We start from the raw sequence: 26670 nt of genomic DNA, 5'->3' as shown, positions 1-26670 counted from the left end.
CCCCTCTCGGCTCACTCGCCGCGGTACAGCTCGCGCTTGTCGATGTAGCGCACCACGCCGTCCGGCACCAGATACCAGACGGGATCGCCCTTGGCGACCCTCGCGCGGCAGTCCGTCGAGGAGATCGCGAGGGCGGGCACCTCGACCAGGGAGACGCCGCCTTCGGGAAGGCCGTCGTCGGACAGGTGGTGGCCCGGTCGGGTGCAGCCGATGAAGTGCGCGAGGGAGAACAGCTCCTCCGCGTCCCGCCACGTGAGGATCTGCCCGAGTGCGTCGGCACCGGTGATGAAGAACAGATCCGTGTCGGGGTTGAGGGCGCGCAGATCGCGCAGAGTGTCGATCGTGTACGTCGGACCGCCGCGGTCGATGTCGATGCGGCTGACCGAGAACTGCGGGTTCTCCGCGGTCGCGATGACCGTCATGAGGTAGCGGTCCTCGGCCGGGGAGACGGCCTTGTGGCTCTTCTGCCACGGCTGCCCGGTGGGCACGAAGACGACCTCGTCCAGGTGGAACTGGGCGGCCACCTCGCTGGCGGCCACCAGGTGTCCGTGGTGGATCGGGTCAAACGTTCCGCCCATGACGCCGAGACGGCGCTTGCCCGAGATCGACGGGCCGGTAGGCATGTCCTGCTCTCCCATGCGTGCAGACCCTACCGGCCCAGGACAAGTGCCCGGTCGGCGGCAGGGGTCAGCGGTCGCGGTTGAAGCGGGTGGTGATCCAGAGGAGGAGGAGCAGCGCGACGAGGGCGCCGCCACCGGTCAGGTAGGGGCTGATGCTCGCGTGCTCGTCGACGTGCTCACCGCCGCCGGAGGCGAGGGTGACCAGCTGGGCAGTGGTGGTGTGGAGGCTCATCGTCGGCAGGACCTATCCGGGTGGCGGGCTCGAGACTTCCCGCACATCGTATGCGGGCCCCTACAGGACGCTCACGCCGACTCCGCCCCTGAGGGCGTTCCGGAACGGAAAGGCGTCGTCTCAAGCGTCGTCACCGGCTTCGTCTCAAGCGTCGTCACAGGCCTCGTCACAGGCCCCGTCTCAGGCGTCGTCGCGCTCGTCCCCGTGGTCGTCCGCGCCCCTGCCGTAGCCGCGCAGCAGCAGCCAGGCGAGCAGGGCGGCGCCGATCAGGGAGGCGACGAGGACGATGCGCAGGGTGTTGCCCGGCCCCTGGTCCTTCGCGGCGAGCTCGACGGCGGTGACCAGGGCGGTGGGGGCGTGCTCCATGGCGCGTACTCCTTCGGTGTGCTGCCCGGCCACGGTAGCCCGTGCCGGAAAGTGCGCCGATGTGCCCCCGTCACGGCGGAACCGAAACGCATAGGCTGGACGTTCCTCGGGGGCGGGACCAGCCGCAGAAAATTGGGGGCCACATGACCGAGAACAACGGACAGCACGAGAACCTCCCCGGCAGGCAGCGCCGCCGCTTCCCCGGGATCTCCTCACGGGCGTACGAACACCCGGCGGACCGCTCGGCGCTCGTGGCCCTGCGCCGGCTCAGCGGGTTCGACACCGTCTTCAAGGCGCTCAGCGGACTGCTTCCGGAGCGGAGCCTGCGGCTGCTGTTCCTGTCGGACTCGGTGCGGGTGAGCGACGCCCAGTTCGCGCACCTCAACACCATGCTGCGCGACGCCTGTTACATCCTGGACCTGGAGAAGGTCCCGCCGATGTACGTCACGCAGGACCCGAAGCCGAACGCGATGTGCATCGGCCTGGACGAGCCGATCATCGTCGTCACGACGGGCCTGGTGGAGCTGCTCGACGAGGAGGAGATGCGCGCCGTCGTCGGCCACGAGGTGGGGCACGCCCTGTCGGGCCATTCGGTGTACCGCACGATCCTGCTGTTCCTGACCAACCTGGCGCTGAAGGTGGCGTGGATCCCGCTGGGGAACGTCGCGATCATGGCGATCGTGACGGCGCTGCGCGAGTGGTTCCGCAAGTCGGAGCTGTCGGCGGACCGCGCGGGTCTGCTCGTCGGACAGGACCTGCAGGCGTCGATGCGCGGCCTGATGAAGATCGCGGGCGGCAACCATCTGCACGAGATGAACGTGGACGCGTTCCTGGAGCAGGCCGAGGAGTACGAGGCGGGCGGCGACCTGCGCGACTCCGTCCTGAAGATCATGAACGTGCTGCCCCGCTCGCACCCCTTCACGACGGTGCGCGCGGCCGAGCTGAAGCGCTGGTCCGAGTCCCGCGACTTCCAGCGGATCATGGACGGCCACTACCCGAAGCGGAACGAGGACAAGGACACGTCGGTCTCCGACTCCTTCCGCCAGTCCGCGTCGAGCTACGCGAGCGATGTCCGTACGTCGAAGGACCCGCTGATGAAGCTGGTCTCCGACATCGCGGGCGGTGCGGGCGACCTGGGCGGGAAGCTGCGGGACAGGTTCACGGGCGCCGGCGGCCAGAACGGCCCGGGCGGAGCGGCGAGCAGCCGCGACCACGACGGTGACGGTGACACCCACGGCGACGGCGACGGGACCGGAGGCGACCGGAACGGCCGCTAGGCCCGAGGCGAAGGCCGCGCCGACGGCGCCAGGGTCCCGCACAGGGCCGTGCTGCGCGGGCCGCTCGCGTACGGGTCGGTGCCCGCGGGTCCGCCCGGCTTCGCCGTCTGCCCGGCGTGCAGCGGCCGCAGCCGGTCCGCGGAAGGCGTGGCGCAGGCGAGCGGCCCGGCCTGGAGGTGCGAGGTGAGCAGTTCGGCGCGCTGGCGTTGCAGATCCTCGCGGTCGAAGCGGAAGTGCAGCTCACGGCGGACGGTGAACAGGCTGGCCCGCTCGTCCGCGCCGCCCGCGGGGCGTACGGCGTAGACGAAGGTGTGCTCGGAGGTCACGTCGATGAGCTCGGCGTTGATCTCGGCCGCGCGCAGGCTGCCCTGGACGCGGATGCGCGGGTCAGCGAGCTCGGTCCGCTCCGGGTCGAGGCGGACGACCCAGCCGGTCGCGGCGTGCCTGCCGTCGGCGGCGGGCCGGGACATGCTGCGGTCGAACTGGTCCAGCTGGTCCGGGTCGAGCAGGATCCGCGCGGAACGCACGTCGCCGCCGGTGAGCGCGTCGGGGTCGAGGGAGGACGCCACCAGGTAGTCCTTGGCGGTGGTCAGGGCCGTCAGCACCTGACTGTCGGAGAAGTGCTCGGTGCGGCGCGCGGCGGGCAGCGCGATCCCGGCGGCCCCGGACTTGAACTGCGCGGCGGGACTGCGCGCGAACAGCTCGGCGACGTCCTGCGTGCCGGGGACGGCCCCGGGCGGGGCGAGCGGCACGACGGTCGTCCGCAGCGGGTCGGCGGGCCGGTGCCGCGGCGGCGGGGCCGGGTTGCGTACGCCCATGAAGACCGCCGTGCCGAAGGCGATCGCGATGAGCAAGACCAGCAGCAGGGCCTGCCGGGGCAGCGAGCGGGTGCCGGTGGCCGCGGCAGCGGCGGGGCGGCGGCGCACGGCCGGGGCGTGCTCCCCTACCCGCTCACGCGCGGAGAACTCCTGGAGGCGGGCAGCGCGTACGAACGACTCGTCGAAGACGACGGATCGGTACTCTTCCTCGCCTCCACCGGGGACGCCTTCTGGTGTGCCTTCGGGTGTGCCCTCAGGTGGGTCTCCAGGCCCGGCCATACTTTCAGGGTAGGTCTCCGGCGGCCCGGGTAAACGCACCGCTGCGCGTCAACTTCCCCCAGGCACAAAGAACTTATGGCGCGGGCGCGGGGCGTTCGGCGGGGAGGGACGGGACGGCCGGGCCCGGCTGTGTGGCGGGGCCGCCGTCGACGCCGGTCGTGGCGGGCGGGGGCGCCGGATCCTGGCGGCTGGAGGAGTTGCCGCGGTAGACGGCGGTGAAGGCCAGGGCGACCATGCCGATGCCCATGACCAGGGCGAGCACCCAGGCGACGGGCCGGTGCCAGCGCCCCGGCGCGCGCCGTCCCGCGCCGGTCTCCCCGCACTCGGCGCAGGGCCCGGCGGAGCCGTGCACGACACAGCCGCCTTGGCCGGGGCCCTGCCCGTACTCGTGCCCGTACGCGGCGTACGGATCGTCGCGGTCCGGTTCGTGTCCGTAGTCGTCCCCGTACCGGCCGTCGGGTCCGTCGAAGGCGTCGCGGCGGTGTTCGGCCTCGGCTCGGGCCTGGGCGGCGGCGAGGAGGCGCTCGACGGCGCTGGGCTCGTGGAAGGCGGCGGAGCGGACGAAGTCCTCGTCGAAGACCACGGCGGCGAACTCCTCGTCCGCACGTCCGTGGTCGCGGTCGTCGTCGGGCTCCCGGCCGTCCCCTGACGGCGTGCCCCCCACGTCCTCCGGCACGGGTCCAGAGTAGACCTGGGGGGTCAATTTGGGCAGGGCGTAAGGAAATACGGCTCAGCGGGTGTGGCCGTCGCCGGTGACGATGTACTTCGTCGACGTCAGCTCGGGCAGGCCCATCGGGCCGCGGGCGTGCAGCTTCTGCGTGGAGATGCCGATCTCGGCGCCGAAGCCGAACTGGCCGCCGTCGGTGAACCGCGTGGAGGCGTTCACGGCGACGGTCGTGGAGTCGACCAGCTGGGTGAAGCGGCGGGCGGCCTGCTGCGAGGTGGTGACGATGGCCTCGGTGTGCCCGGAGGTCCACAGCCGGATGTGCTCGACGGCCTTGTCGAGGGAGTCGACGACGGCGGCGGCGATGTCGTACGAGAGGTACTCGGTCTCCCAGTCCTCGGGGGTGGCCGGGAGGACGGTGGCGTCGGACTTCTCGCCGTACGCCTGGACGCGCTCGTCGCCGTGGACGGTCACGCCGGCCTGGGCGAGGGCGTCGAGGGCGCGGGGCAGGAAGGCCTCGGCGATGTCGGCGTGCACCAGGAGGGTCTCGGCGGCGTTGCAGACGCTGGGGCGCTGGGCCTTGGAGTTGATCAGGATGTCGACGGCCATGTCGAGGTCGGCGGCGGCGTCCACGTAGACGTGGCAGTTGCCGGTGCCGGTCTCGATGACGGGGACCGTGGACTCCTCGACGACGGTCTTGATGAGGGAGGCGCCGCCGCGCGGGATCAGCACGTCGACGAGGCCGCGGGCGCGCATCAACTCCCGCACGGAGTCCCGGGATTCGCCGGGGACTAGCTGCACGGCGTCGGCGGGCAGCCCGGCCCCGCCGACGGCGTCGCGCAGGACGCGGACGAGGGCGGTGTTGGAGTGGTACGCGGAGGACGAGCCGCGCAGCAGCACCGCGTTGCCGGACTTGAGGCAGAGGGCGGCGGCGTCGACGGTGACGTTGGGGCGGGCCTCGTAGATGATCCCGACGACGCCGAGCGGGACGCGGACCTGGCGCAGGTCGATGCCGTTGGGCAGGGTCGAGCCGCGCACGACCTCGCCGACCGGGTCGGGCAGGGCCACGACGTCCCGTACGTCGGAGGCGATGGCGCGGACGCGCTCCGGGGTGAGGGTGAGGCGGTCGATGATCGACTCGCTGGTGCCGGCGGCGCGGGCCTTGGCGATGTCCTCGGCGTTGGCCTCGACGATTTCCTTCGTCCGCACTTCCAGGGCGTCCGCGATGGCGAGCAGCGCGTCGTCCTTGGCGGCCCGCGGCAGTGGCGCGATGTCCGCGGCGGCGGCGCGGGCGCGGTAGGCGGCCTGGGCGACCGGGGACATGTCGGCGTACGGGGAGAGCGAGGTCATGTCCGAAAGGGTATCCGGGCGGGTTCCGCGCTTCGGCGGGTGTTTCGTACTGCGAGACGGCCCTTGAGACCGGTCACGGGGGCCCGGACTCACCGTTCGGGGAGTCCTCCTCCCGATCTCGGCCGGATTCGATCGGCGCCGGGTCGTTCGGGAGGGGGACGCGGGTCAGAAAGGGTGGACGCCCACGGGTGCCGCAGGGGGTGGGCCGTAGCCCTCGGCGATGCGCTGGTGGTACGTGTCCCGGTCGATCACCTCGAGGCCGACGATCTCCCACGGCGGCAGCTGCGCGGTCTGCCGGTGCTCGCCCCAGAGCCGGAGGGCGACGGCGGCGGCGTCGTGGAGGTCACGGGCCTCCTCCCAGTACCGGATCTCCGCGTGGTCGTTCGCGTACCTGCTGGTCAGCAGGAACGGGTGGTCGTGGGCGAGCTGTTCGAGGCCTCGCCTGATGTCCGGGAGCGGGGTCGCCGGGCCGGACACGCTCAGCGTGACGTGCCACAGGCGCGGCTCGTCGGCCGGCGCCGGCCGCTCCTGCTCGGACCGCTGCGCTGTCGACTCGGTCCGCTCGTCCGGGTCCGCGGGGCCGTCGCCCGTCCTGACGCTGGTCAGGGCCCGCTCCCCGCCTCGGGACGCCGCCCCAGGGCGCGCTCGTCTCACCGGCGGCCTCCTGCTCTGCCTTCGTCGTGCGGACCTGCCCCGTCCGCAACACTGCCCCGCAAACAATTGCCCCGCATCAAAGTTGACCAGGCCGGGGCGCTTTCCGTGGGCTTTTTACGGAAGGTCCCCCTCCCAAGGCGGCCCATTTCGGCCGGATCAGGCTTCGAGCTGCACAGACACCTCGTACGCCGTCAACCGCCTCAGTCGTGCAACAGCACCAGGTCGTCGCGGTGCACGACCTCCCGGTCGTACGCCGGGCCCAGCTCCTTGGCCAGCTCGTACGTGGAGCGGCCGATGAGCTGCGGGATCTCCTTGGCGTCGAAGTTGACGAGGCCGCGGGCGACAGCGCGCCCCTCCGCGTCCCGCAGCTCGACGGGATCGCCCGCGCTGAACTCGCCCTCGACGGCCTGGATGCCGGCGGGCAGCAGGGACGTGCGCCGCTCGCAGACGGCCCGTACCGCGCCGTCGTCGAGGGTGAGCGCGCCCTGCGGGGTGGAGGCGTGCTGCAGCCAGAGCAGGCGGTCGGCGGAGCGGCGGCCGGTGCTGTGGAAGTGCGTGCCGGTGTCGCGGCCGGCGAGCGCGTCCGCGGCGTGCACGGCGGAGGTGAGGACGACGGGGATGCCGGCCGCGGCGGCGATCCGCGCGGCCTCGACCTTGGTGACCATGCCGCCGGTGCCGACCCCGGCCTTGCCCGCGCTGCCGATCTGCACGTGTGCGATGTCGTCGGGCCCGCGCACCTCCTCTATCCGCGAGGTGCCGGGCTTGGCCGGGTCCCCGTCGTAGAGCCCGTCCACGTCGGAGAGGAGCACGAGGAGGTCGGCGCGGACGAGGTGGGCGACAAGGGCGGCCAGGCGGTCGTTGTCGCCGAAGCGGATCTCGTCGGTGGCCACCGTGTCGTTCTCGTTGACGACCGGCAGGGCGCCCATGGCGAGCAGCTGGTCGAGGGTCCGCGAGGCGTTCCGGTGGTGGGCGCGGCGGGCCATGTCGTCGCTGGTCAGCAGGACCTGGCCGACGCGTACGCCGTACCGCGCGAAGGACGCGGTGTAGCGGGCGACGAGCAGGCCCTGGCCGACGCTGGCCGCGGCCTGCTGGCGGGCCAGGTCGCGCGGGCGGCGGCGCAGGCCGAGCGGGGCGAGACCGGCGGCGATGGCGCCGGACGAGACCAGGACGATCTCCTTCTCGCCGCCGCTGCGGGACTTCGCGAGGACGTCGACGAGGGCGTCCACCCGGTCCGCGTCCAGGCCGCCGGAGGCCGTGGTGAGCGAGGAGGACCCCACCTTCACGACGATGCGGCGGGCCTCGGCCACGCTCTTCCTTGCTACGCCTGACGCTGCGCCTGACACCTGTGATCCCCTGTGCTGCTTGGTACGCCACTCGCTCCGCAATCTACGTGAGAGATACAGGCGTCCGCCTTCGCATTCCGACCCGTGGGCAGCGCGGGGGCAGCGCGGCGCCGCGCGCAGGGGCGGAAGAGGGCGTGGGGCGGACGGCCGGGGCGGGCTCGGGGTTGGGTCGCTTTGCCCCGGTATCCGGTGATAGTTGTCACGGAAGATTGCCCAGGCAGCGCCGATGGTCATACGGTCAGGGGTCAGCCTTCCCCGGACGGTCCTCCCCCACGGGCCGCTGCGGGGTCATTTTTCACCGCATTCCCCCCATCCGAACTTTGCCAGGAGCCCAGCCCGTGCCCTCCGCCGGACTCGCCCCCCGCCGCGTCGTGCAGCTGCTCTCGCTGTTCACGATGTTCGCGCTCTTCACGGCGCAACTCGCCGGCGCTCTGCTGCCGAATCTGCCCGTCTTCATCGTCGCGAGCGCCGGCGGTCTGGCCCTCGACACCTATCTGCAGTACAAGCGCCCGGGCCTCCTCGCCCTGCTCGCCAAGATCCGTTTCGACGTGACGGTACGCCAGCTGCTCCGCGACATGCTGATCGTCGTCGGCCTGCTCCGGCTGCCCGGCATCAACCCGCTCGCCGAGCAGGCGCCGCTCACCATCGCGCTGCTCGCCTTCTACCTGGCGCACTTCGTCTGCCAGGCCCTGGCCGTACTGGTCCGGCGCAGCCGCCAGCTCCCCATCGTCACGCGCAACATCGACGCGTCGGCGCTGCACCTGAGCGCCGCCCCGCCGCGCATCCTGGCCCGCCGCCAGGCCCACCGCCTGCTTGTCTTCTCGGCCCCCGCGACGGTCGGCCTGATGGTCTCCGCGCTCACCAAGACGGTGTACGCGGGCGCGGTCGGCGTCGGCGTCTCGCTCGCCCTGATGGCGGGCGGCACGGCGTACCTGGCCACGTGGATGCTGCCGAAGAAGCGCCGCGTCAACGACGAGAAGGTCATGGAGTGGCTGTCGTCCTGGCTGGACGAGTACAAGCCGACCGTCGCCATGTACTTCTCCGGCGGCACGACCTCCGCGTACCAGGCGAACATGTGGCTGTCGACGCTCGCCAAGGTCGACGGCAAGCCGCTGATCGTGCTGCGTGAGCGCTTCATGGTGCAGAAGATCGACGCCACCGACGTGCCGATCCTGTGCGTCCCCAAGGTCGCGAACATGTTCGCCCTGGAGGACTCGACGCTGAAGATGATGCTGCACCCGGCGAACGCCGCGAAGACCTCGCAGGTCCTGCGCATCCCCACGCTGAAGCACGCCTTCATCAACCACGGCGAGAGCGACAAGCTGTCCTCCTGCAACCCGTACGCGAAGGCCTACGACGAGGTCTGGGTCGCCGGCCCCGCCGCCCGCGACCGCTACCAGCTCGCGGACATCGGCGTCGACGACAAGGACGTCGTGGAGGTCGGCCGCCCGCAGCTCTCCCCGATCCGCCCGTACACGGGCGCCCCGACCGGCGAGTACACGACGGTCCTCTACGCCCCCACCTGGGAGGGCTGGGACGGCAACCCGGGCAACACCTCGGTCGTCCTCGCCGGCGAGAACATCGTCCGCGAGCTGCTCGCCGACCCGAAGGTCCGGCTGCTCTACAAGCCGCACCCGATGACGGGCTCGCAGGACCCGCGCGCGGGCGCCGCCAACGACCGCATCAAGGCGATGATCCGCGAGGCCAACACGCAGCGCACCGGCCCGCGCCCCGGCCCCGAGGCCGAGCGTGAGCTGGCCCTGCGCGCCGCCGAGCTGGACGCGCTCACCGCGTCGTCGTTCCGCACCGGGACCGACGAGCAGGAGCGGATGATGCTGCAGACCGCGCCCTCCGGCGACCGCGAGGCGGCCGTGGCCGCGGCGACGGCGGCCTGGGAGGCGGCGTACTGGAGCTCGTTCCCGGAGTGGGAGCACCAGATCATCACCAGCGCCCGGCCGCCGATCTTCTCCTGCTTCAACCAGGCCGACCTGCTGATCAGCGACGTCTCCTCGGTGGTCTCGGACTGGCTGAGCAGCGAGAAGCCGTACGCGGTCGCCAACACGTCCGGCATGACCGAGGCCGAGTTCCGCTCCGGCTTCCCGACGGTCCGCGCGGCGACGATCCTCACGCCCGAGGCGGACGGTGTGCCCGCGCTCCTGGACGCGGTCCGCAACCCGGAGCTCGACACGTACGCCGACGCCCGCGCCGAGCTGAAGGAGCACCTGCTCGGCCCGTCGGACCCGCCGTCCCTGGACCGCTTCAACGCCGCGATCCGCGCCCTGTGCGCCGAGTCCGACGCCCGCCGCGCCCGCGCGGAGTCCCGCGTGGTCTCGGAGATCCCGGCCCAGCGCACGACGGAGACGGACACGGCGGAGACGGACACGGCGGCCGACGAGGACGCCGAAGAGGTCAGCGCCTGATCGGGTGACCTACCCCCGCTGTGGGCAATCGTTCCGCAGGGCGATGGGGGCGCCCCCTGCTCGAGCGAAGCCGAGAGCTCGGGGGAGGGTGGGCACAACGCCCACGCGCCGAGTGCGCTGAACGCCGACCTACGGCAACACAAGAGGGCGGCACCCGGAAATCTCCGGGTGCCGCCCTCTTACGTATCCGAGAAGCAGAAGCCTCAGAACGGCTTGAACTCGTCGAACTCCTGCTCCGCCTCGTCCCGCTCCGCCTGCTTGTCCCGGCGTCGCTGTGCCGCAGGCCGCGGGGCCTCGAAGCGGTGGTCCTCGCCGCGCCGGCCGAGCATCTCCGCACCGGACGCCACCGTCGGCTCCCAGTCGAAGACGACCGCGTTCTCCTCCGGGCCGATCGCCACGCCGTCGCCCGCCCGGGCGCCGGCCTTCGTCAACTCGGCCTCGACACCGAGGCGTTCGAGCCGGTCGGCCAGGTAGCCCACGGCCTCGTCGTTGTTGAAGTCCGTCTGCCGCACCCAGCGCTCCGGCTTCTCGCCGCGCACCCGGTACAGCCCGTCCTCCTCGCGTACGACGGTGAAGCCGGTGTCGTCCACGGCCTTCGGGCGGATGACGATCCGGGTCGCCTCCTCCTTCGGCTTCGCGGCCCGGGCACCGGCGACCAGCTCGGCCAGCGCGTACGACAGCTCCTTGAGGCCGGTGTGGGCGACCGCGGACACCTCGAAGACGCGGTAGCCGCGCTCCTCCAGGTCGGGCCGGACCATCTCGGCGAGGTCCTTGCCGTCGGGGATGTCGATCTTGTTGAGGACGACGAGCCGCGGCCGGTTCTCCAGACCCGCGCCGTACTCCCGCAGCTCGGCCTCGATCACGTCCAGGTCGGACAGCGGGTCGCGCTCGGACTCCAGGGTGGCCGTGTCCAGGACGTGCACGAGCACCGAGCAGCGCTCGACGTGCCGCAGAAACTCCAGGCCGAGGCCCTTGCCCTGGCTGGCGCCGGGGATGAGGCCCGGCACGTCCGCGATCGTGTAGACCGTCGCACCGGCGGTGACCACGCCGAGGTTCGGCACGAGCGTCGTGAACGGGTAGTCCGCGATCTTCGGCTTGGCCGCGGACAGCACCGAGATCAGCGAGGACTTGCCCGCGCTCGGGTAGCCGACGAGCGCCACGTCCGCGACGGTCTTCAGCTCCAGGACGATGTCGCCGGTCTGGCCGGGCTCGCCGAGCAGCGCGAAGCCGGGCGCCTTGCGCCGCGCGGACGCGAGCGCCGCGTTGCCGAGCCCGCCCCGGCCGCCCTGCGCCGCCACGTACGAGGTGCCCTGGCCGACGAGGTCGGCGAGGACGTTGCCCTCCTTGTCGAGGACGACGGTGCCGTCCGGCACGGGCAGGACCAGGTCCTGACCGTCCTTGCCGGAACGGTGGCCGCCCTCGCCGGGCTTGCCGTTGGTGGCCTTGCGGTGCGGGCTGTGGTGGTAGTCGAGCAGGGTGGTCACGGACTGGTCGACGACGAGCGTGATGTCGCCGCCCCGCCCGCCGTTGCCGCCGTCGGGGCCGCCGAGCGGCTTGAACTTCTCCCGGTGGACGGAGGCACAGCCGTGACCTCCGTTACCCGCGGCGATGTGCAGCTCGACGCGGTCCACGAAGGTGGTCATGGTGGTGTGCCTCCAGGGGTGCTCCCAGTACGTCCAGCGGTACTGGCGATTGCTGTCTATCTAGTAACACGCCGAGGGCGGACCCGCTTCCCGTACGAAAGCCGTACGGGAAGTGAGGTCCGCCCTCGGAAAGCCGCGGGAATCCGCGATCGAACTCGCTCTACGGTGCCTGGGTTCAGGCGACCGGAACGATGTTCACGACCTTGCGGCCGCGGTGGGTACCGAACTCCACCGAACCGGCGTCGAGCGCGAACAGGGTGTCGTCCTTGCCGCGACCCACGCCGTTGCCCGGGTGGAAGTGGGTGCCGCGCTGGCGGACCAGGATCTCACCGGCGTTGACGACCTGACCGCCGAAGCGCTTCACGCCGAGCCGCTGAGCGTTGGAATCGCGACCGTTCCGGGTGGACGATGCGCCCTTCTTGTGTGCCATCTCTCCTCAGTCCCTTACTTCGCAGCCGTGGGGATCTCAGTGACCTTGATCGCCGTGTACTGCTGGCGGTGGCCCTGACGACGGCGGTAACCGGTCTTGTTCTTGTAGCGAAGGATGTCGATCTTCGCGCCCTTGTGGTGGTCCACGACCTCGGCCTGGACCTTGATGCCGGCCAGCACCCACGGGTCGCTGGTCACGGACTCGCCGTCGACGAGCAGCAGGGTCGAGAGCTCGACCGTGTCGCCAACCTGGGCAGTGGAAATCTTGTCAACCTCGACGATGTCACCGACAGCAACCTTGTGCTGGCGGCCACCGCTGCGCACGATTGCGTACACGCGGATCTCACTCTCTACGACTCGAAACGGGACCCCCGCAGTCCAGCCGCCCGTCGCTCCAGAGCTGGAGGGCGATCGGCCTCTCCCGGGCACGAGGCGCGGGAGGCTCCCGGACAGAGACCCGGGAGGAGAAAGGTTTACAGGGGTGCGGCACGTCTATCGACACGCCGACGGTCAAGATTACGGTGACCGCCCGGAAGGGTCAAACCGGCCCCTGCCCGGCGCCGAGCGGGCGCGCTACGCGAAGCGCCGCTCACCGTCCTGCGGCAGCGGCTTCACGCCCTTGCACAGGTCCGTCGAGTCCGCGCTGCCCGGCCAGGCGACCGCCCGCACCCGGTCGAAGTGCGCCCGGTACGCGTCGTGCACCGAGTCGTCGTCGACCTTCACCAGCGCCTCGTCGTTCTCCCGCAGCGCCGGCCCGGTGTGGTTGCCGGACCCGGTGAACGTGAGCTTGTTCCGCTCGCCGACGTACATCCCGTCGATCAGCAGGTACTTGTTGTGCACGATGTACGGCGTGACCAGCTTCCCGCCCGGGTTCTGCGGGTCCCGGTCGTCGTTGTAGCAGCGCAGGGACGGGCCGCCGGAGGTGTGCAGCGCCTCCCAGGTGCCCGGCGTGCCGCCCTGGCTCGCGGCGCTGTCGGTCTCCGCGTACGTCACGTACACGTAGCAGCCCGCCTTCCGCAGGGCGACCAGCTTGTCCGCGATGGCCTGCCGGGTCAGCTTGAAGACGCCGACGCGGACCCTGGTGTGCTGGGTGACGCCCGCGGAGTCCTTGTACGTGCAGGTGATGTTGTTCAGCACCGAGTGCACGGTGTCGGTCTCGACGGTCGTCCCGGCCCGCGGGAAGTAGTACGCCTTGTAGCGGCCGTCGGTCACCGTGCGGTAGCGCCAGGACGCCCAGTCCTTGCGGGTCATCTCGGCGAAGTAGGCGGAGTACGCGGCGAACAGCCCCGAGTTGTCCGGCAGTTGCAGCGCGTCGTTGAAGAACTTGGTGTTCGCGGACGGCGTCGAGTTGGTCGTCGTCTGCACGACCACGTCCCGGCCGCCCTCGACCGCCGAGAACAGCCAGAACTTGTTGTGCATGATCGACTTCCCGAACTGCGGGTCGCCGAGGCACGACTTGCCCGTAGGACAGAGCAGCACGAACGACGACTTCGTCCGGTCGGACCCGAGCGCGGCCTTCAAGGTGGCGTACGAGGGGTTGGTGGGGTTGTCGCTGACGCTGGTCTCGTCGAGCAGGACCTGGATGTGGACGCCGCGGGACTGGGCGCGCAGCAGGGCGTCGACGACCGTCTTCTCCCAGACGTGGTAGACGGCCACCTTGATCGTGGAGCCGGGGAGCGCGGAGTCGGTGAGGCGCAGCAGCCGCTCGCGTATCGCGTACTGCTCGGTCGTGCCGCCCAGCGGGTCGTTGAACACCGGGCCCTCGGACAGGGCCTGCGGTGGGGCCGGGGTCTGCGGTCGGGCCTGGGCCTGCGGTTCGGCCGGGGCCTGCGGTTCCGTCGTCGTGGCGGCCTGAGCGACGGCTGTCTGGGCCGCCGCCGCAGACAGTGCGGTCATGAAAACGGCGAGGCCCCGCGCACCGCTGCGCAGCCTCGCCGTGGAGCCCCGTCCCTCGTATCTCGGGCGCACGGGCACAGAAATCCCCTCCCCTGCCCCGGCCACGCGTCCCACCCGGACACCGCTCCGAACACCTGACCGTGGGCTCATGTGTGTGACTCACGAGTCTTACACAGAGTGTCCGTGCGGTTGTAGAGGGTGGCGGCGGATTGATCGTGCGCAGCAACGACGGCGCCCCCGCACCGGGTTCTCCGGGTGCGGGGGCGCCGTCTTCAGCGGGTGCCGGGCGGTACGCCGTCCGGTCAGCCTTCGTCGGTCGATGCGGAGGCCGAGACGGAGGGCAGCGCCTGCTGCTCCGCCGCGGCGGTCTTCTTCGCCGTCTTCTTGGCGGCCGTCTTCTTGGCCGTCGTCTTCTTGGCCGCGGTCTTCTTCGCGGTCGTCGTCTTCTTCGCCGCCGCCTTCTTCGCGGGGGCCTTCTTCGCGGCGGCCTTCTTCGTGGTCTTCTTCGCCGCCTTCTTGGCCGGCGCGACCTCGGCCTCGGGCTCGGCCTCCGCCTTCTCGACGGGCGCCTCGACCTCGGGCTCGGCCTTCGCCGGCGCAGCGGGCTGCTCCGACGGGACCACCACGACGGCCGCCTCGGCGGAAGCGGTCGGCGCCGACGCCTTGCGCACCGCACGACGACGGGGCCGCGCGGGCGCCGCCTCGACGGGAGCGGCCTCCGGCTCCGGCTGCGCCTCGGCCACCGGAGCCTCGGCCACGACCGGCTCGGTCACGACCGGCTCGGTCACGGCAGGCTGCGCCGCAACGGGCTCGACCACGGCCACGTCCTCGGCCGGCTTCGGCGAACCGGCGGGCGCCGTCGCCTTCCGCGTGGCCCGACGACGCGTACGGCCCTTCGGAGCGGCCTCCTCGACGACGGCCGGGGCGGCCTCGGCGGCGGGCTCGGCGACCGGAGCCGCCTCCTCCACCGGAGCGGCCTGCTCGGCCTCCGCCACCGGAACCTCGGCCTCGGCCGGAGCCTCCGCCTCGGCGGCCTTGCGTCCGCCCCGCTTCGCCTTCTTCGCGCCCTTGGCCGCCTTCTCGACAGGCTCGGACGGCTCGGACGGCTCCGCGCGCTCGGTCACCTCGGCCTGCTCGGGCAGCTGCTCGGCCGGCTTCGGCGCACCCGCGGGGGCCGACACCTTGCGCGCGCCCCGGCGCCGACGGCCACGGGACGCGGCCGCCTCCGCCTCGGCGGCGCTGGAGTACAGCTCCTCGTCCGGGCGGAACTCGGGCTCGGCGAGCTTCTCCGGGGCCGCGACCTCGGCGGCGACCTCCGCCTCCGTCTCGGCCTCGACGACCTCCGCCTTCTCGGCGGCCGGCGCCTCGTGGACGTGCTCCTGACCGTCCTTGCGGCCGCGCTTCTTGGAGCGCTTGCCGCCGCCACCGGCGGAGGTCGGCTGCTCCATGTGCACGATCACGCCACGGCCGTTGCAGTGCACGCAGGTCTCGGAGAAGGACTCCAGGAGCCCCTGCCCGACCCGCTTGCGGGTCATCTGCACGAGGCCGAGCGAGGTCACCTCGGCGACCTGGTGCTTCGTACGGTCCCGGCCCAGGCACTCCAGCAGGCGTCGCATGACCAGGTCCCGGTTGGACTCCAGGACCATGTCGATGAAGTCGACGACGACGATGCCGCCCAGGTCGCGCAGCCGCAGCTGGCGCACGATCTCCTCGGCCGCCTCCAGGTTGTTCCTGGTGACGGTCTCCTCGAGGTTGCCGCCCTGACCGGTGAACTTGCCGGTGTTGACGTCGATGACGACCATCGCCTCGGTCTTGTCGATCACGAGGGAGCCGCCGGAGGGCAGCCACACCTTGCGGTCGAGCGCCTTGGCGAGCTGCTCGTCGATCCGGTACGTCGCGAAGACGTCGACCTCGGACGTCCACTTCTGCAGCCGGTCCGCGAGGTCGGGCGCGACGTGGTTCACGTACCCGTGGATCGTCTCCCAGGCCTCGTCACCGCTGACGACGACCTTGGAGAAGTCCTCGTTGAAGATGTCGCGGACGACGCGGACGGTCATGTCCGGCTCGCCGTACAGGAGGCTCGGCGAGCTCGTCGAGGCCTGCTTCGACTTCTTCTTGATCTCTTCCCACTGCGCCTGCAGCCGCTCGACGTCACGGCGCAGCTCGTCCTCGCTCGCACCCTCGGCGGCGGTGCGCACGATGACGCCCGCGTCCTCGGGGACGATCTTCTTGAGGATGGTCTTCAGACGCGCGCGCTCGGTGTCGGGCAGCTTGCGGCTGATGCCGGTCATCGAGCCCTCGGGCACGTACACCAGGTAGCGGCCGGGCAGCGAGACCTGGCTGGTCAGGCGGGCGCCCTTGTGGCCGATCGGGTCCTTGGTGACCTGCACCAGGACGGACTGGCCGGACTTGAGCGCGGTCTCGATGCGGCGCGGCCCGTTGGCCAGGCCGAGCGCCTCGAAGTTGACCTCGCCCGCGTACAGCACGGCGTTGCGGCCCTTGCCGATGTCGATGAAGGCGGCCTCCATCGACGGCAGGACGTTCTGCACCTTGCCCAGGTAGACGTTGCCGACGTACGAGGTCGACTGCTCCTTGTTGACGTAGTGCTCGACGAGGATGTTGTCCTCGAGCACGCCGATCTGGGTGCGATCGCCGTTCTGCCGGACGATCATCTCCCGGTTGACCGCCTCGCGGCGGGCCAGGAACTCGGCCTCGGTGATGATCGGCACGCGCCGGCGGCCCTGCTCGCGGCCCTCGCGGCGGCGCTGCTTCTTGGCCTCCAGACGGGTCGAGCCCTTGATGGACTGCACCTCGTCGGACGGCTCGGTCTCCTTCTTCGGCCGCGGCTCGCGGACCTTGACGACCGTGCGCTCCGGGTCGCCCTCGCCCGGCTCGGTGTCGGCGGCCGAGTCACCGGCGCGACGACGGCGGCGACGACGGCGACGGCTGCTGGAGGAGCCGCCCGCACCCGGGTGCTCGCGCTCCTCGGCCGCCTCCTCGGCGTCCTCCTCGGCCTGCTCGGCGGTGTCCTCGGCGTCCTGCGCGGCCTGCTCGGCGGCGATGTCCGCGGAGCTCTCCTCGCCGTTGTCCTCGTGCTCCTGCTCGGCGGACTCCCCACGGCGACGGCGACGGCCACCGCGGCGGCGACGACGGCCCTGGCGGCCGCCCTGCTCGTCGGTCTCGTCCCCTTCGGCGGACTCGCCCTCGACGGACTCCTCGGCGGCCTCGGCCTCCGCGGGCTCCTCCTCGACGGCCTCCTCGGCCGGCTCGGCGGCGGGCGCCTGCTCGACGGGCTCGCCGCGGCGACGGCGCCGACGACGGCCGCCGACGGCGGGCTCCTCCTCGACGGCGGCCGGGGCTGCCGGGGCGGACGACTCGGCGGCCTCCTCGGCCGCTTCCGCGGCGGCCGCTGCGGCGGCGCGCTCCGGCGTCTGGAACATCGGCTCGGTGAACACCGGCGCCTGGAACACGGCGACGGCGGGCCGCTTCGGCTTGCGCGAGGCGGGCTCCTCGGCCTCCTGCTCGGCACGGGCGGCGCCGCGCGGCTCGGAGAAGATCGACGTCGCCTTGCGGGCGGCGCGGCGACGGCCGCGCTTCGGCGCCTCGGCGGGCGCCTCGGCCACGCTCTCGGCGGACGCGGCCTCGACCGGCACGTCGGCGGCGGCCGCGCTCTCGACGGCGGGGGTCTCGGCGGCGGGGGTCTCGGCGGCGGGGGTCTCGACGGCCTGCGTCTCCTCGGCGGCGGGCGCGCTCACCTTGCGGGTGGCGCGACGCCGCGTACGACGCGGAGCAGCATCCTCCGCCGGAGCCTCCGCGGCGGGAACCTCAGCCGGAGCCTCGGCCTCGACGGCGGGGGCAGGCGCGGCCTCGGCGGCGACGGGCGCGCTCTCCTCGGCACTCTTCGGCGCACCGGCGGGCGCGCTCGCCTTCCGCGTGGCACGACGCCGCGTACGACGCGGAGCGGCATCCTCCGCCGGAGCCTCCGCGGCGGGAACCTCAGCCGGAGCCTCGGCCTCGACGGCGGGGGCAGGGGCGGCCTCGACGGCAGCGGCCTCGGTGACAGCGGGCTCGGTGACGGCGGCGGCAGCCGCAGCGGCGCTCTCGTCGGCGGCCTTCGGCGAACCGGCGGGCGCGGAGGCGCGGCGCGTGGCACGGCGGCGGGCGCGCGGCGGGGCGGCGCTCTCGGAAGTCTCGGGGGCCTCAGTGGCCTCGGGGGCGGACGCGGCAGCGGCGGTCTCGACCTCTTCGGTCTCCTCCTCCGCCACGTCCTCGGGGTCGGCGGCGGACACGGTCACGGTCGCCGCCGGAGTGGTCTCGGCCGCCGCGGTGGGCGGCCCGGCCGGGCGGGAAGCGGCGCGGCGCCGACGGCGCGGCGGCAGCTTGTCGCCAGGGGCGTTGTTGTGTTCCTCGGCTTCGCCGGTCACACCGGACTCGTTGGGCTCGAGCATGCGGGCGGTTCTCCCGTCAGGCTCCCGGGCGCCGCGCCTTGCACCGGTGACGTCCGCGGCCGGCGCGCGATGCGCGGGGCCGCCGTCCGGTAGGCGCGGGCGCCGCACGGGAGCTCTCTTTGTCTGTCTCGCCGGTTCCGTACGCGATGTACGCACGGCCTGGCGAAAGTCTTGGTGGTCAGCGCGCGGCCCGACCCGGTTGGCTCCCGAGTACGAGGGCTGCGCTACGACGGACGTCCCTACGCGGAGCCTTCCGGCACCTGCGCTGCCGCGGCGGGCGATCCGGCGGCCCCTGAGCGATCGGCCGGGGCGGCCGTGACTGCCTCGCGGTCGGGCGCGAGCGGGTCGGTCACCGTGCCGGTCTCTTCATCGAATGGCCCCTGCGCCAGCCTGGTCACCGCGACGGGGACCGGCGGCGCCAGGTCGGCCACAGCTCGGAGACCGGACAGGACGTCGTCGGGTCGAACGGCAGGCGTCACGTGCCGAACAACCAGCCGCAGTATCGCACAGGGGTTGTCCACCGGCCTATCAGCAGTTGGACGGGACGCCTCGAGAGCTGCTACGGCGGCACGCGCGTCGAAGCTGCGCATGCCGTTCTTCGTGCGCCGCTGCACCTCGACCGACTCGGCCGCGAGGAACGCCTCGGCGGCGCGCTCGGCATCCTCGACGGTCACGCCGTCGAGCTTCAGCTCCCAGACGGAGGCCTGCAGCCGGTCGGCGAGGCCGGAGGTGCGGGCCTCGACGATGTCGGTGATGTCGAGCCCGGCGGGCAGCGACTCGTCGAGCAGGTCCTTGAGCTTCGCGGGGTCGCGGCGCTCGGTGAGGGCGATCTCCAGGTACTCGGCCTCGCTGCCCGTGCCCGTGGGCGCGGCGTTCGCGTACGACACCTTGGGGTGCGGGGTGAAGCCCGCCGAGTACGCCATGGGGACCTCGGCGCGACGCAGGGCGCGCTCGAACGCGCGCTGGAAGTCGCGGTGGCTGGTGAACCGGAGGCGGCCGCGCTTGGTGTAGCGCAGTCGGATGCGCTGCACCGCCGGTGCGGGCGGCGGGCCTTCGGGCTGTCGCTTGCCCAGTGTCGTTCAGTCCTTCGTGAGCTTCGTGTATGCGGTCGTACTGCTACCTAGAGTACGTGTCTTGGGCGCGGTCGGTTCCCCGTGGGCCACCGGGACGGCCTGCTCGGGGGCGGGACGCGGCGCGCCGAACAGGGCTCGGCGCAGATCGGCGCGCACCTGGCGGGCGGTGCTGCGGGCCGCGTGCAGGGCCTGCCGGGCGGTACGGGCGACCGGGCGCCACAGGCCGTCGCGGAGCAGTCGGCCGACGGGCGTGAGGACGTTCCGGTACGTCCACCGCACCGGTTCCACGAACACCCACCGCAGCAGCGTGCCCAGGACACGGCTGACGGCGCGCGACACGTGCCCGGCGATCCGCCAGGCGTGCCCGAGCGCGTCGCCGATCTCCCGCGCGACGACGGCGAGCCCCCGCCCGACCGGCACGAGCACCCACCGCCACACGAACGCCGCGGGCGCGACGACGCCCCACGTCCACAGGAAGACGACAGGCACGACGACCAGCCACCGCCACACGAACACCGCCGGAGCGACGATCAGCCACCGCCACACGAACACGGCCGGGACGACGACGAGATGGCGCCACAGGAACGCGAGCCCGCGCCCGATCGCCCGTACCGCCCACGCGATGCCGTGCCCGACGGGGGTGAGCAGGTTCCGGTACAGCCACACCGCCGGCACCACGAGCAGCACGCGCCCGAGCCAGGCGAGGCCCCGCCCGACCGGCAGGAGCACGTACCGCCACAGCCCGACCCACGGCCACACGAACACCGCGACAAGCGTCCAGCCGATCACGTCACCGACGAACTTCGTGACCACGGCGAGGAGATGACCGAGCGGCGTCAGCACGCGCGCGTAGAGCCACTTCGCGGGCGCCACGACAAGATTCCGGTACGCCCACAGCAGCCCGTGCCCGAGCGGCGTCAGCAGATTCCGGTACGCCCACACCCACGGCCACACGAACAGCGCCCGCCCGAGGGGCCGCAGCAGCCGCCCGAGAAACCGCCCGCAGACCCGCAGCGCGTCCCACACCATCCGCACCGGCACGACGACCACGAGCACCACGATCCGCACCGGCAACCGGACCGCCGCCACCAGACACCCCTCGGACGAGCCCCCGCCCGCCCCCGGCGTCATCACATCCTGCTCCCGCTCCATGCCAACGACGACGCTTCAACTCCCACTTTGGATCCACCGGGCGCCCACCAAGTCAGACGGGTGGGCCGGCGTCACTCGATGCCGCTCACGTCGTGGCTACTGCACTTGGATGCCGTAGTCCTGGAGCAGCTGCTCCAGGCCCCCGGAATAGCCCTTGCCGCCCGGGACGAAGTCCCAGTCGCCGCTCGACCTGCGCCGGAAGGAACCGAGAACCAAGGCCGTCTCGCCGGAACGGCCGTCGGAAACCCCGAGGCGGTCGAGCTCTCGCAAATCCGGATCGAGCAGCCGAATGGAGGCGTCGGTGAAGCCCGAGAGGTCTGCTTGCGGGTTGACCTCGGGGTCCACTGCGGCCACGAGGACGAGCCTGTCCGCTGACCGAGGGAGCGCGTCGAAGCAAACCTTGATCGACGCCCTGTCCGGTGCGGTCGGCTGCTCTGCGCGCACGGAACCGTCCGGCGTCCGCAAGTTGTTGAAGAACACGAAGTAGTCCTCGGCCAGGACTTGGTCGCCACGACAGACCAGAGCGCAGACGTCCAGCGCCACGCTCCCGGCCCACATCATCCCCAGGACGTTGTGGTCGTCGGGCTCCGGCACAGCGTCAGGTACACCGGTCTGCTCAGGCCTCGTTGCAGGCTGCCCCAGTTGTCCGCGCAGCCCGTGCCGATGCAGGAGGTCGACGAGCTCGGGGCCGGAGATCAGCTCCAGCGGCTTCCCACGGGCGAAGGTGTGTGATCCTGGGCCGAACGTCGATGTGGTCACGAGGACGCCTTTGTTGGCGCCTGCGTCCTGAACGGTGCCGTACAGATCGCGCACGGCCGTGGGCGGCACGGTGCTGCGGTAACGCTTCACCTGGACGACGATCTTTCCTCCTCGGATGGGGGTCGGATCGTGTGCCTGGACATCCACTCCCCCGTCGTTCGAGCGCTGCGTCGTCACGGCCTCCATGCCCATGGCCCGGAAAAGGTCAGCGACAAGCGTCTCGAAGGCGATGGGGTCCATGTCGTACAGGTTCGGCTCTTCGCCACCGCCCTGAGTGACGACCTGATTGCCCACCTCCTGGGGCCGGCGCCCGGGCCGGACGGGGGTGAGCTGATCAGGCTTGGTGGTCACCTGTCCGCGCAGTGCTTCCGTCAGACAACTGGCCGCGTCCACCTGATCGAGGTGCAGGTCGGTGAAGGCGTCCCGCTGGGTCATCACAGTCGCCAGGAAAATGTGAGCTGGCCTGCCTGTTGCCGGATCGCGGGCATCCACGAAGCCGTTCAACGCCACCGAATGGAGAGCCCCGAACTCATCAGCAGCGAAGAGCTGATGCAGGACGAGCAGCATGCTCTGTGCCACGACCTCTCGGTACAGCGCACGCCGCTGGGTCGCAGGACGAGAGGCCTCCTTGTGCTCATCCGTGGACGACACATACCTCACCGACTTCGCAGCCGGAACGACTTCGTACGCCGGCAGTTCCCAGTCCAGCACGAGCTGGCGCGCTGCCGGGTCGAAGGCCGCGGCGAGCTGCCGCGGAAAGCCTTCCGGCCAGGCGGTCGATGAGTAGAGAGCAGCAGAGAAATACCGGACGACCGACTCGGGATCGGCCTGCCGTACGCCGTTGGTCACCTCGGTGACTGCGGCGTTGTGCTGACGAATCTCAGCCCTCAGGGCATCGGCTTGCAGCTCGTATTCCCGCTGGGCTGCGGCCAGTTGCTGCTGCCGCTGCGCCTCGGCGGCTTGCGCAGAGTGCCAGGCGTGCTCAAATCGGGATCGAGCCTCGGCCTGAGCCTGTGCGCGCCTGTGTGCCGTCCATCCACCCTGAGCCTGGAACTGGCTCGGGTCCGGCATCCTCACCGGCCACGCCAACTGACCTGGCTCGAAAGGCGGAACGTCTTCCGCGTTCAACAACGACGACGCACGGAAGGCCGGAGCTCGAAAACCGTCGACCAGCAGAGCCTGCAAATTCGCAACTCGTTCGTCCAGCTCCGCGGTACGCCTGCGAGCCTCCGACTGCTGGAACTCCCGGTGCCCCTGAGCGACACGGCGCTCGTGGGCGCGCGCTTGTCGCTCCTGGTCGCGGAGCATCCTCCGCTCGGCTTCGATCTGGCGCTGGTACTGGCGCTGGGCCTCGGCCCACGTGTTGACGAATCCAGCAGAGCGACGACTCATCCGCTCAGGCCCTCCCCAGGACATCGGCAGCGTAGACGTGCCGACGAAAACTTCGGTTGCCCCCGCAACCTGTCGCAATAAAACGACTTTATCGAGCAATCGCCCCTGGGGACATGCGCTTGCCACGGGCAACTGACGTCGCGGGGCCCCATACACAGCGCCGGGAACCCCTCCATTTCGAAGGGGCTCCCGGCGGCAGTCGTCAGGCGGCGTCGAGCGGCAGCCACTGCGCCGTCGCCCTCACCTCATCCCAACCAGCGGAAAGCCAGGCCTACTTGACGACCGTCAACGGCAGCAGCTTCTTGCCCGTCGGGCCGACCTGGATGTGGGTGTCCATCTGGGGGCAGACGCCGCAGTCGAAGCAGGGGGTCCAGCGGCAGTCCTCGACCTCGGTCTCGTCGAGGGCGTCCTGCCAGTCCTCCCAGAGCCAGTCCTTGTCGAGGCCCGAGTCCAGGTGGTCCCAGGGCAGGACCTCCTCGTAGGTGCGCTCACGCGTCGTGTACCAGTCCACGTCCACGCCGTACGACGGGAGCGTCTTCTCGGCGCACTGCATCCAGCGGTCGTACGAGAAGTGCTCGCGCCAGCCGTCGAAGCGGCCGCCGTCCTCGTAGACCGCGCGGATGACGGCGCCGACGCGGCGGTCGCCCCGCGAGAGGAGGCCCTCGACGATGCCGGGCTTGCCGTCGTGGTAGCGGAAGCCGATGGAGCGGCCGTACTTCTTGTCGCCGCGGATCTTGTCGCGGAGCTTCTCCAGGCGCGCGTCGGTGTCCTCGGCGGAGAGCTGCGGGGCCCACTGGAACGGGGTGTGCGGCTTGGGGACGAAGCCGCCGATGGAGACCGTCGCGCGGATGTCGTTCTTGCCGGAGACCTCACGGCCCTTCTGGATCACGGCAGTTGCCATGTCGGCGATCTGCAGGACGTCCTCGTCGGTCTCCGTCGGCAGGCCGCACATGAAGTACAGCTTCACCTGGCGCCAGCCGTTGCCGTAGGCGGTGGCGACCGTACGGATCAGGTCCTCTTCGCTGACCATCTTGTTGATGACCTTGCGCATCCGCTCGGAGCCGCCCTCGGGGGCGAACGTCAGACCGGAGCGGCGGCCGTTGCGGGTCAGCTCGTTGGCGAGGTCGACGTTGAAGGCGTCCACGCGGGTCGACGGGAGGGACAGGCCGATCTTGTCCTCCTCGTACCGGTCGGCGAGGCCCTTCGCGATGTCGCCGATCTCCGAGTGGTCCGCGGAGGAGAGCGAGAGGAGGCCGACCTCCTCGAAGCCGGTCGCCTTCAGGCCCTTGTCGACCATCTCGCCGATGCCGGTGATCGACCGCTCGCGCACCGGGCGCGTGATCATGCCGGCCTGGCAGAAGCGGCAGCCGCGGGTGCAGCCGCGGAAGATCTCGACGGACATCCGCTCGTGCACGGTCTCCGCGAGCGGGACCAGCGGCTGCTTCGGGTACGGCCATTCGTCGAGGTCCATGACCGTGTGCTTGGACACCCGCCACGGCACGCCCGACTTGTTCGGCACGACGCGGCCGATGCGGCCGTCCGGCAGGTACTCCACGTCGTAGAACGCCGGGATGTAGACGTTGCCGGTCTTCGCCAGGCGGAACAGGACCTCCTCGCGGCCGCCCGGCCGGCCCTCGGCCTTCCAGGCGCGGATGATCTCGGTCATGTCGAGCACGGCCTGCTCGCCGTCACCGATGATCGCGGCGTCGATGAAGTCGGCGATCGGCTCCGGGTTGAACGCCGCGTGGCCGCCGGCGAGCACGATCGGGTCGTCGATCGTGCGGTCCTTGGACTCCAGCGGAATGTCCGCGAGCTCCAGGGCCGCGAGCATGTTGGTGTACCCGAGCTCGGTGGAGAAGGACAGGCCGAAGACGTCGAAGGCCTTCACCGGGCGGTGGCTGTCGACCGTGAACTGCGGCACCTTGTGCTCGCGCATCAGCGCTTCCAGGTCCGGCCACACGCTGTACGTACGCTCCGCGAGGACGCCCTCGCGCTCGTTCAGTACCTCGTACAGGATCATGACGCCCTGGTTGGGCAGACCCACCTCGTACGCGTCCGGGTACATCAGCGCCCAGCGGACGTCGCACTCGTCCCACGGCTTGACGGTGGAGTTCAGCTCGCCACCGACGTACTGGATGGGCTTCTGCACGTGCGGGAGCAGCGCCTCGAGCTGAGGGAAGACGGACTCGGCAGGCATCACTACGACCTTCGTGAGCTGGCTTGCGGGCACCCCCGGCCGAAGGCGCGGAGGGAAGGGTGACCCTCAAGACTAACGCGTCCGGCCGAGCGCCTCCGCCGCCGATACCGCCGCCGCCCACCAGCCGGCGAGCTCCGCCTCGGCCTGCGCGGCCGCCCGCTCCTGCCTTCCGTACAGCACTCCGTACGTGAACGCGCTCTCCCCCGCGGCGTGCGCCTGGGCCGCCAGGTCGCGCAGCGCGAGGCGGGTCATCACGCTGTCCTGGTGCTCGCCGAGCCCGCCCTGGAGGTCCTTCATCCGCGCGGCCAGGCGCCGGGCGGGCTTGCCGAGCGCGGGCCGGGCCAGCTCCGCCGCGTACCGGGTGCGCTTGGCCTTCTTGCGGGCCTCGTGCATGGCGAGGTCGCGCTCCGGTCCCGGCGGTGCGGCGAGCGCCTCCTCGACGTGGGCTGCGAGCCGCCGCTGCTCGCGCAGGACCGCGTCCGGCAGCACGTCCGCGGCGGGCTTCGCGGCGGCCGGGCGCAGCGGCGGGTCGGCGAGCAGCGCGTCGACGGCGTCGAGCAGCGCGAGGTAGCGCCCGCCGTCGAGCACCGCGGTGAGCCGCCGCTTCGAGCCGCTGCGCCTCGCCGCCGACCAGGTGCGCAGCCGGCCGCGCACGGGCCCGGTCACAAGGGCGCGGGGCAGCGCCGCGACGGCGTCCTGCAGCCGCTCGGTGAGCACCTCCCGGTCCCGGTCGACGCCCAGCTCCCCCGCGAGCCACTTCAGCTCCTCGCCGACCGGACCGGTGACGGCCCGGTCGAGGACCTTCCCGTACGAGCGCAGGGCGCTGCGGATGCGGCGGGTGGTGACGCGCATCTGGTGCACGGCGTCCGGCAGGTCCCGCCGCACGTCCGGGTCGAGCTCGACGAGCGCGTCCCGCTGCGCCCGCAGGTACGCGAGGACGTGCTCCCCCGCGGTCACGGGCTCGGGCGGCCGCCGCGGACGTTCTGGTGCGGCCCCGGTCTCGGCGAGCGCGCGGGCCAGCTTGGACGCCGAGCCCGCGGGGACGACCCCGGCCTTGCGGAGGCGTTTCTCCACCTTGTCGAGCAGCTTGGGGTCCCCGCCGTCGGCGAGCTCCACCTCGATCTCGGTCCACGCTGCGCTCTCGGCGCCCGCGCCGGGCCCGTCGGCCGCGGTGAGCCGGTCGGCGCGTACGGAGTCCACGCTCAGCTCGGCGAGCAGCGCCCCGTCGGCGTCCACGAGGTGGTGCACGTCGCGGGCGGAGCGGAGCCGGATCACCGGGACGAGCTCGGCGTCGCGCACGCGGGAGCGGACGAGGCCGGCGAGGGCGCGCGGGACCCGGTCGGAGAGCGGCGCCTGCACCTCGTCGCGCACGCCCGCGGCGACCGGGAGTTTCAGGTGCCAGCCCGCGTCGTCCCCGCCGGTGCGGCGGCGCAGGGTGCGGGAGGAGGCGGCGAGGCGGAGGTCGGCGGTGTCGTAGTAGGTGGCGTCCAGGTCGACGGTGCCGCGGTCCAGGACGGCGGCGACCCCGGGCACCCGTGTCAGGTCGGGCAGCCCGGGGCCGTCGGAGTCTCCGGTTGCGGTGGCTTCGTACTTCCGCTCGATCTCGCGCTTCGTCTCCGCCATGAATCGAATTTAGTCGCGCGGCCCGCCCGTTGGCA

At 71.8% G+C, this 26670-nt stretch carries 20 protein-coding genes; 2 read left to right on the top strand and 18 right to left on the bottom strand.

The annotated features are described in order from the left end of the window. Positions 1–11: 11 nt before the first annotated feature. From nadD to ACIDOF_RS15725, 3 genes are all read right to left on the bottom strand, one after another. Complete coding sequence (gene nadD / locus ACIDOF_RS15735; RefSeq protein WP_409006480.1) at positions 12–638, bottom strand: nicotinate-nucleotide adenylyltransferase; 627 nt, start codon at positions 636–638, stop codon at positions 12–14. Between the two features lie 49 nt (positions 639–687). Continuing rightward, positions 688–852, bottom strand: coding sequence for a hypothetical protein (locus tag ACIDOF_RS15730; protein ID WP_409006479.1), 165 nt, complete (start codon positions 850–852; stop codon positions 688–690). Positions 853–1032: 180 nt separating this feature from the next. Continuing rightward, entirely contained in the window at positions 1033–1218 is a 186-nt protein-coding gene (locus ACIDOF_RS15725) for a hypothetical protein (protein ID WP_409006478.1), read from the bottom strand. A gap of 143 nt (positions 1219–1361) precedes the next feature. On the opposite strand from ACIDOF_RS15725, the gene ACIDOF_RS15720 reads away from it, so the two are divergent. Beyond that, a complete protein-coding gene (locus tag ACIDOF_RS15720) occupies positions 1362–2495 on the top strand; it encodes a M48 family metallopeptidase (RefSeq protein ID WP_409006477.1) in 1134 nt (377 codons plus the stop codon). Here ACIDOF_RS15720 and ACIDOF_RS15715 read toward each other — a convergent pair. The 5 genes from ACIDOF_RS15715 to proB form a co-directional block, all read right to left on the bottom strand. After that, a complete protein-coding gene (locus ACIDOF_RS15715; protein ID WP_409006476.1) occupies positions 2492–3592 on the bottom strand; it encodes a hypothetical protein in 1101 nt (366 codons plus the stop codon). The genes ACIDOF_RS15720 and ACIDOF_RS15715 overlap by 4 nt on opposite strands. 73 nt (positions 3593–3665) lie before the next feature. Next, positions 3666–4268, bottom strand: coding sequence for a hypothetical protein (locus ACIDOF_RS15710; protein ID WP_409006475.1), 603 nt, complete (start codon positions 4266–4268; stop codon positions 3666–3668). 54 nt (positions 4269–4322) lie between these two features. After that, positions 4323–5606: a glutamate-5-semialdehyde dehydrogenase gene (locus ACIDOF_RS15705; protein ID WP_409006474.1), complete on the bottom strand. Its 1284-nt coding sequence runs from the start codon at positions 5604–5606 to the stop codon at positions 4323–4325. Between the two features lie 165 nt (positions 5607–5771). After that, complete coding sequence (locus ACIDOF_RS15700; protein ID WP_409006473.1) at positions 5772–6260, bottom strand: hypothetical protein; 489 nt, start codon at positions 6258–6260, stop codon at positions 5772–5774. Between the two features lie 200 nt (positions 6261–6460). Continuing rightward, on the bottom strand, positions 6461–7567 hold the full coding sequence (gene proB / locus ACIDOF_RS15695) for a glutamate 5-kinase (protein ID WP_409006472.1): 1107 nt from the start codon (positions 7565–7567) through the stop codon (positions 6461–6463). 374 nt (positions 7568–7941) lie between these two features. On the opposite strand from proB, the gene ACIDOF_RS15690 reads away from it, so the two are divergent. Then, on the top strand, positions 7942–10023 hold the full coding sequence (locus ACIDOF_RS15690; protein WP_409006471.1) for a hypothetical protein: 2082 nt from the start codon (positions 7942–7944) through the stop codon (positions 10021–10023). Positions 10024–10226: 203 nt separating this feature from the next. Here the strand turns inward: ACIDOF_RS15690 and obgE are convergent, their stop codons facing one another. The 10 genes from obgE to ACIDOF_RS15640 all read right to left on the bottom strand — a co-directional run bounded on the left by obgE (position 10227) and on the right by ACIDOF_RS15640 (position 26635). Next, on the bottom strand, positions 10227–11666 hold the full coding sequence (obgE, locus tag ACIDOF_RS15685) for a GTPase ObgE (RefSeq protein ID WP_409006470.1): 1440 nt from the start codon (positions 11664–11666) through the stop codon (positions 10227–10229). Between the two features lie 175 nt (positions 11667–11841). After that, the gene (rpmA, locus tag ACIDOF_RS15680; RefSeq protein ID WP_282515039.1) at positions 11842–12096 is read right to left on the bottom strand and encodes a 50S ribosomal protein L27; all 255 of its coding nucleotides are present in this window, start codon (positions 12094–12096) and stop codon (positions 11842–11844) included. 14 nt (positions 12097–12110) lie between these two features. Then, positions 12111–12431, bottom strand: coding sequence for a 50S ribosomal protein L21 (gene rplU, locus ACIDOF_RS15675; RefSeq protein ID WP_409006469.1), 321 nt, complete (start codon positions 12429–12431; stop codon positions 12111–12113). A 237-nt stretch (positions 12432–12668) separates the two neighbouring features. Next, a complete protein-coding gene (locus ACIDOF_RS15670; RefSeq protein ID WP_409006468.1) occupies positions 12669–13991 on the bottom strand; it encodes a phospholipase D-like domain-containing protein in 1323 nt (440 codons plus the stop codon). 302 nt (positions 13992–14293) lie between these two features. Next, positions 14294–18439 (bottom strand): ribonuclease E/G, encoded by a 4146-nt coding sequence (locus tag ACIDOF_RS15665; RefSeq protein WP_409006467.1) that lies wholly within the window; start codon positions 18437–18439, stop codon positions 14294–14296. A gap of 239 nt (positions 18440–18678) precedes the next feature. Further along, positions 18679–19470, bottom strand: coding sequence for a TIGR03936 family radical SAM-associated protein (locus ACIDOF_RS15660; RefSeq protein WP_409006466.1), 792 nt, complete (start codon positions 19468–19470; stop codon positions 18679–18681). Positions 19471–19518: 48 nt separating this feature from the next. Continuing rightward, positions 19519–20664, bottom strand: a complete 1146-nt coding sequence (locus ACIDOF_RS15655) for a hypothetical protein (protein ID WP_409006465.1) — start codon at positions 20662–20664, stop codon at positions 19519–19521. 96 nt (positions 20665–20760) lie between these two features. Then, the gene (locus tag ACIDOF_RS15650; RefSeq protein ID WP_409006464.1) at positions 20761–22815 is read right to left on the bottom strand and encodes a restriction endonuclease; all 2055 of its coding nucleotides are present in this window, start codon (positions 22813–22815) and stop codon (positions 20761–20763) included. A 271-nt stretch (positions 22816–23086) separates the two neighbouring features. Further along, positions 23087–25012 (bottom strand): TIGR03960 family B12-binding radical SAM protein, encoded by a 1926-nt coding sequence (locus ACIDOF_RS15645; protein WP_409006463.1) that lies wholly within the window; start codon positions 25010–25012, stop codon positions 23087–23089. A gap of 72 nt (positions 25013–25084) precedes the next feature. Then, a complete protein-coding gene (locus ACIDOF_RS15640; RefSeq protein WP_409006462.1) occupies positions 25085–26635 on the bottom strand; it encodes a CHAD domain-containing protein in 1551 nt (516 codons plus the stop codon). Positions 26636–26670 lie beyond the last annotated feature (35 nt).

Origin of the sequence: Streptomyces sp. Da 82-17, assembly GCF_046098215.1 — a bacterium.
Classification (GTDB): domain Bacteria; phylum Actinomycetota; class Actinomycetes; order Streptomycetales; family Streptomycetaceae; genus Streptomyces.
Note: the sequence above shows the minus strand (reverse complement) of the source record. Positions and strands in the feature narration are given on the sequence as shown.

Coding starts and splice junctions, on each gene's coding strand:
- nadD (WP_409006480.1), bottom strand. CDS start 638: ATGGGAGAGCAGGACATGCCTACCGGCCCGTCGATCTCGGGCAAGCGC.
- ACIDOF_RS15730 (WP_409006479.1), bottom strand. CDS start 852: ATGAGCCTCCACACCACCACTGCCCAGCTGGTCACCCTCGCCTCCGGC.
- ACIDOF_RS15725 (WP_409006478.1), bottom strand. CDS start 1,218: ATGGAGCACGCCCCCACCGCCCTGGTCACCGCCGTCGAGCTCGCCGCG.
- ACIDOF_RS15720 (WP_409006477.1), top strand. CDS start 1,362: ATGACCGAGAACAACGGACAGCACGAGAACCTCCCCGGCAGGCAGCGC.
- ACIDOF_RS15715 (WP_409006476.1), bottom strand. CDS start 3,592: ATGGCCGGGCCTGGAGACCCACCTGAGGGCACACCCGAAGGCACACCA.
- ACIDOF_RS15705 (WP_409006474.1), bottom strand. CDS start 5,606: ATGACCTCGCTCTCCCCGTACGCCGACATGTCCCCGGTCGCCCAGGCC.
- obgE (WP_409006470.1), bottom strand. CDS start 11,666: ATGACCACCTTCGTGGACCGCGTCGAGCTGCACATCGCCGCGGGTAAC.
- rpmA (WP_282515039.1), bottom strand. CDS start 12,096: ATGGCACACAAGAAGGGCGCATCGTCCACCCGGAACGGTCGCGATTCC.
- ACIDOF_RS15670 (WP_409006468.1), bottom strand. CDS start 13,991: ATGACCGCACTGTCTGCGGCGGCGGCCCAGACAGCCGTCGCTCAGGCC.
- ACIDOF_RS15665 (WP_409006467.1), bottom strand. CDS start 18,439: ATGCTCGAGCCCAACGAGTCCGGTGTGACCGGCGAAGCCGAGGAACAC.
- ACIDOF_RS15655 (WP_409006465.1), bottom strand. CDS start 20,664: ATGGAGCGGGAGCAGGATGTGATGACGCCGGGGGCGGGCGGGGGCTCG.
- ACIDOF_RS15650 (WP_409006464.1), bottom strand. CDS start 22,815: ATGAGTCGTCGCTCTGCTGGATTCGTCAACACGTGGGCCGAGGCCCAG.
- ACIDOF_RS15645 (WP_409006463.1), bottom strand. CDS start 25,012: ATGCCTGCCGAGTCCGTCTTCCCTCAGCTCGAGGCGCTGCTCCCGCAC.
- ACIDOF_RS15640 (WP_409006462.1), bottom strand. CDS start 26,635: ATGGCGGAGACGAAGCGCGAGATCGAGCGGAAGTACGAAGCCACCGCA.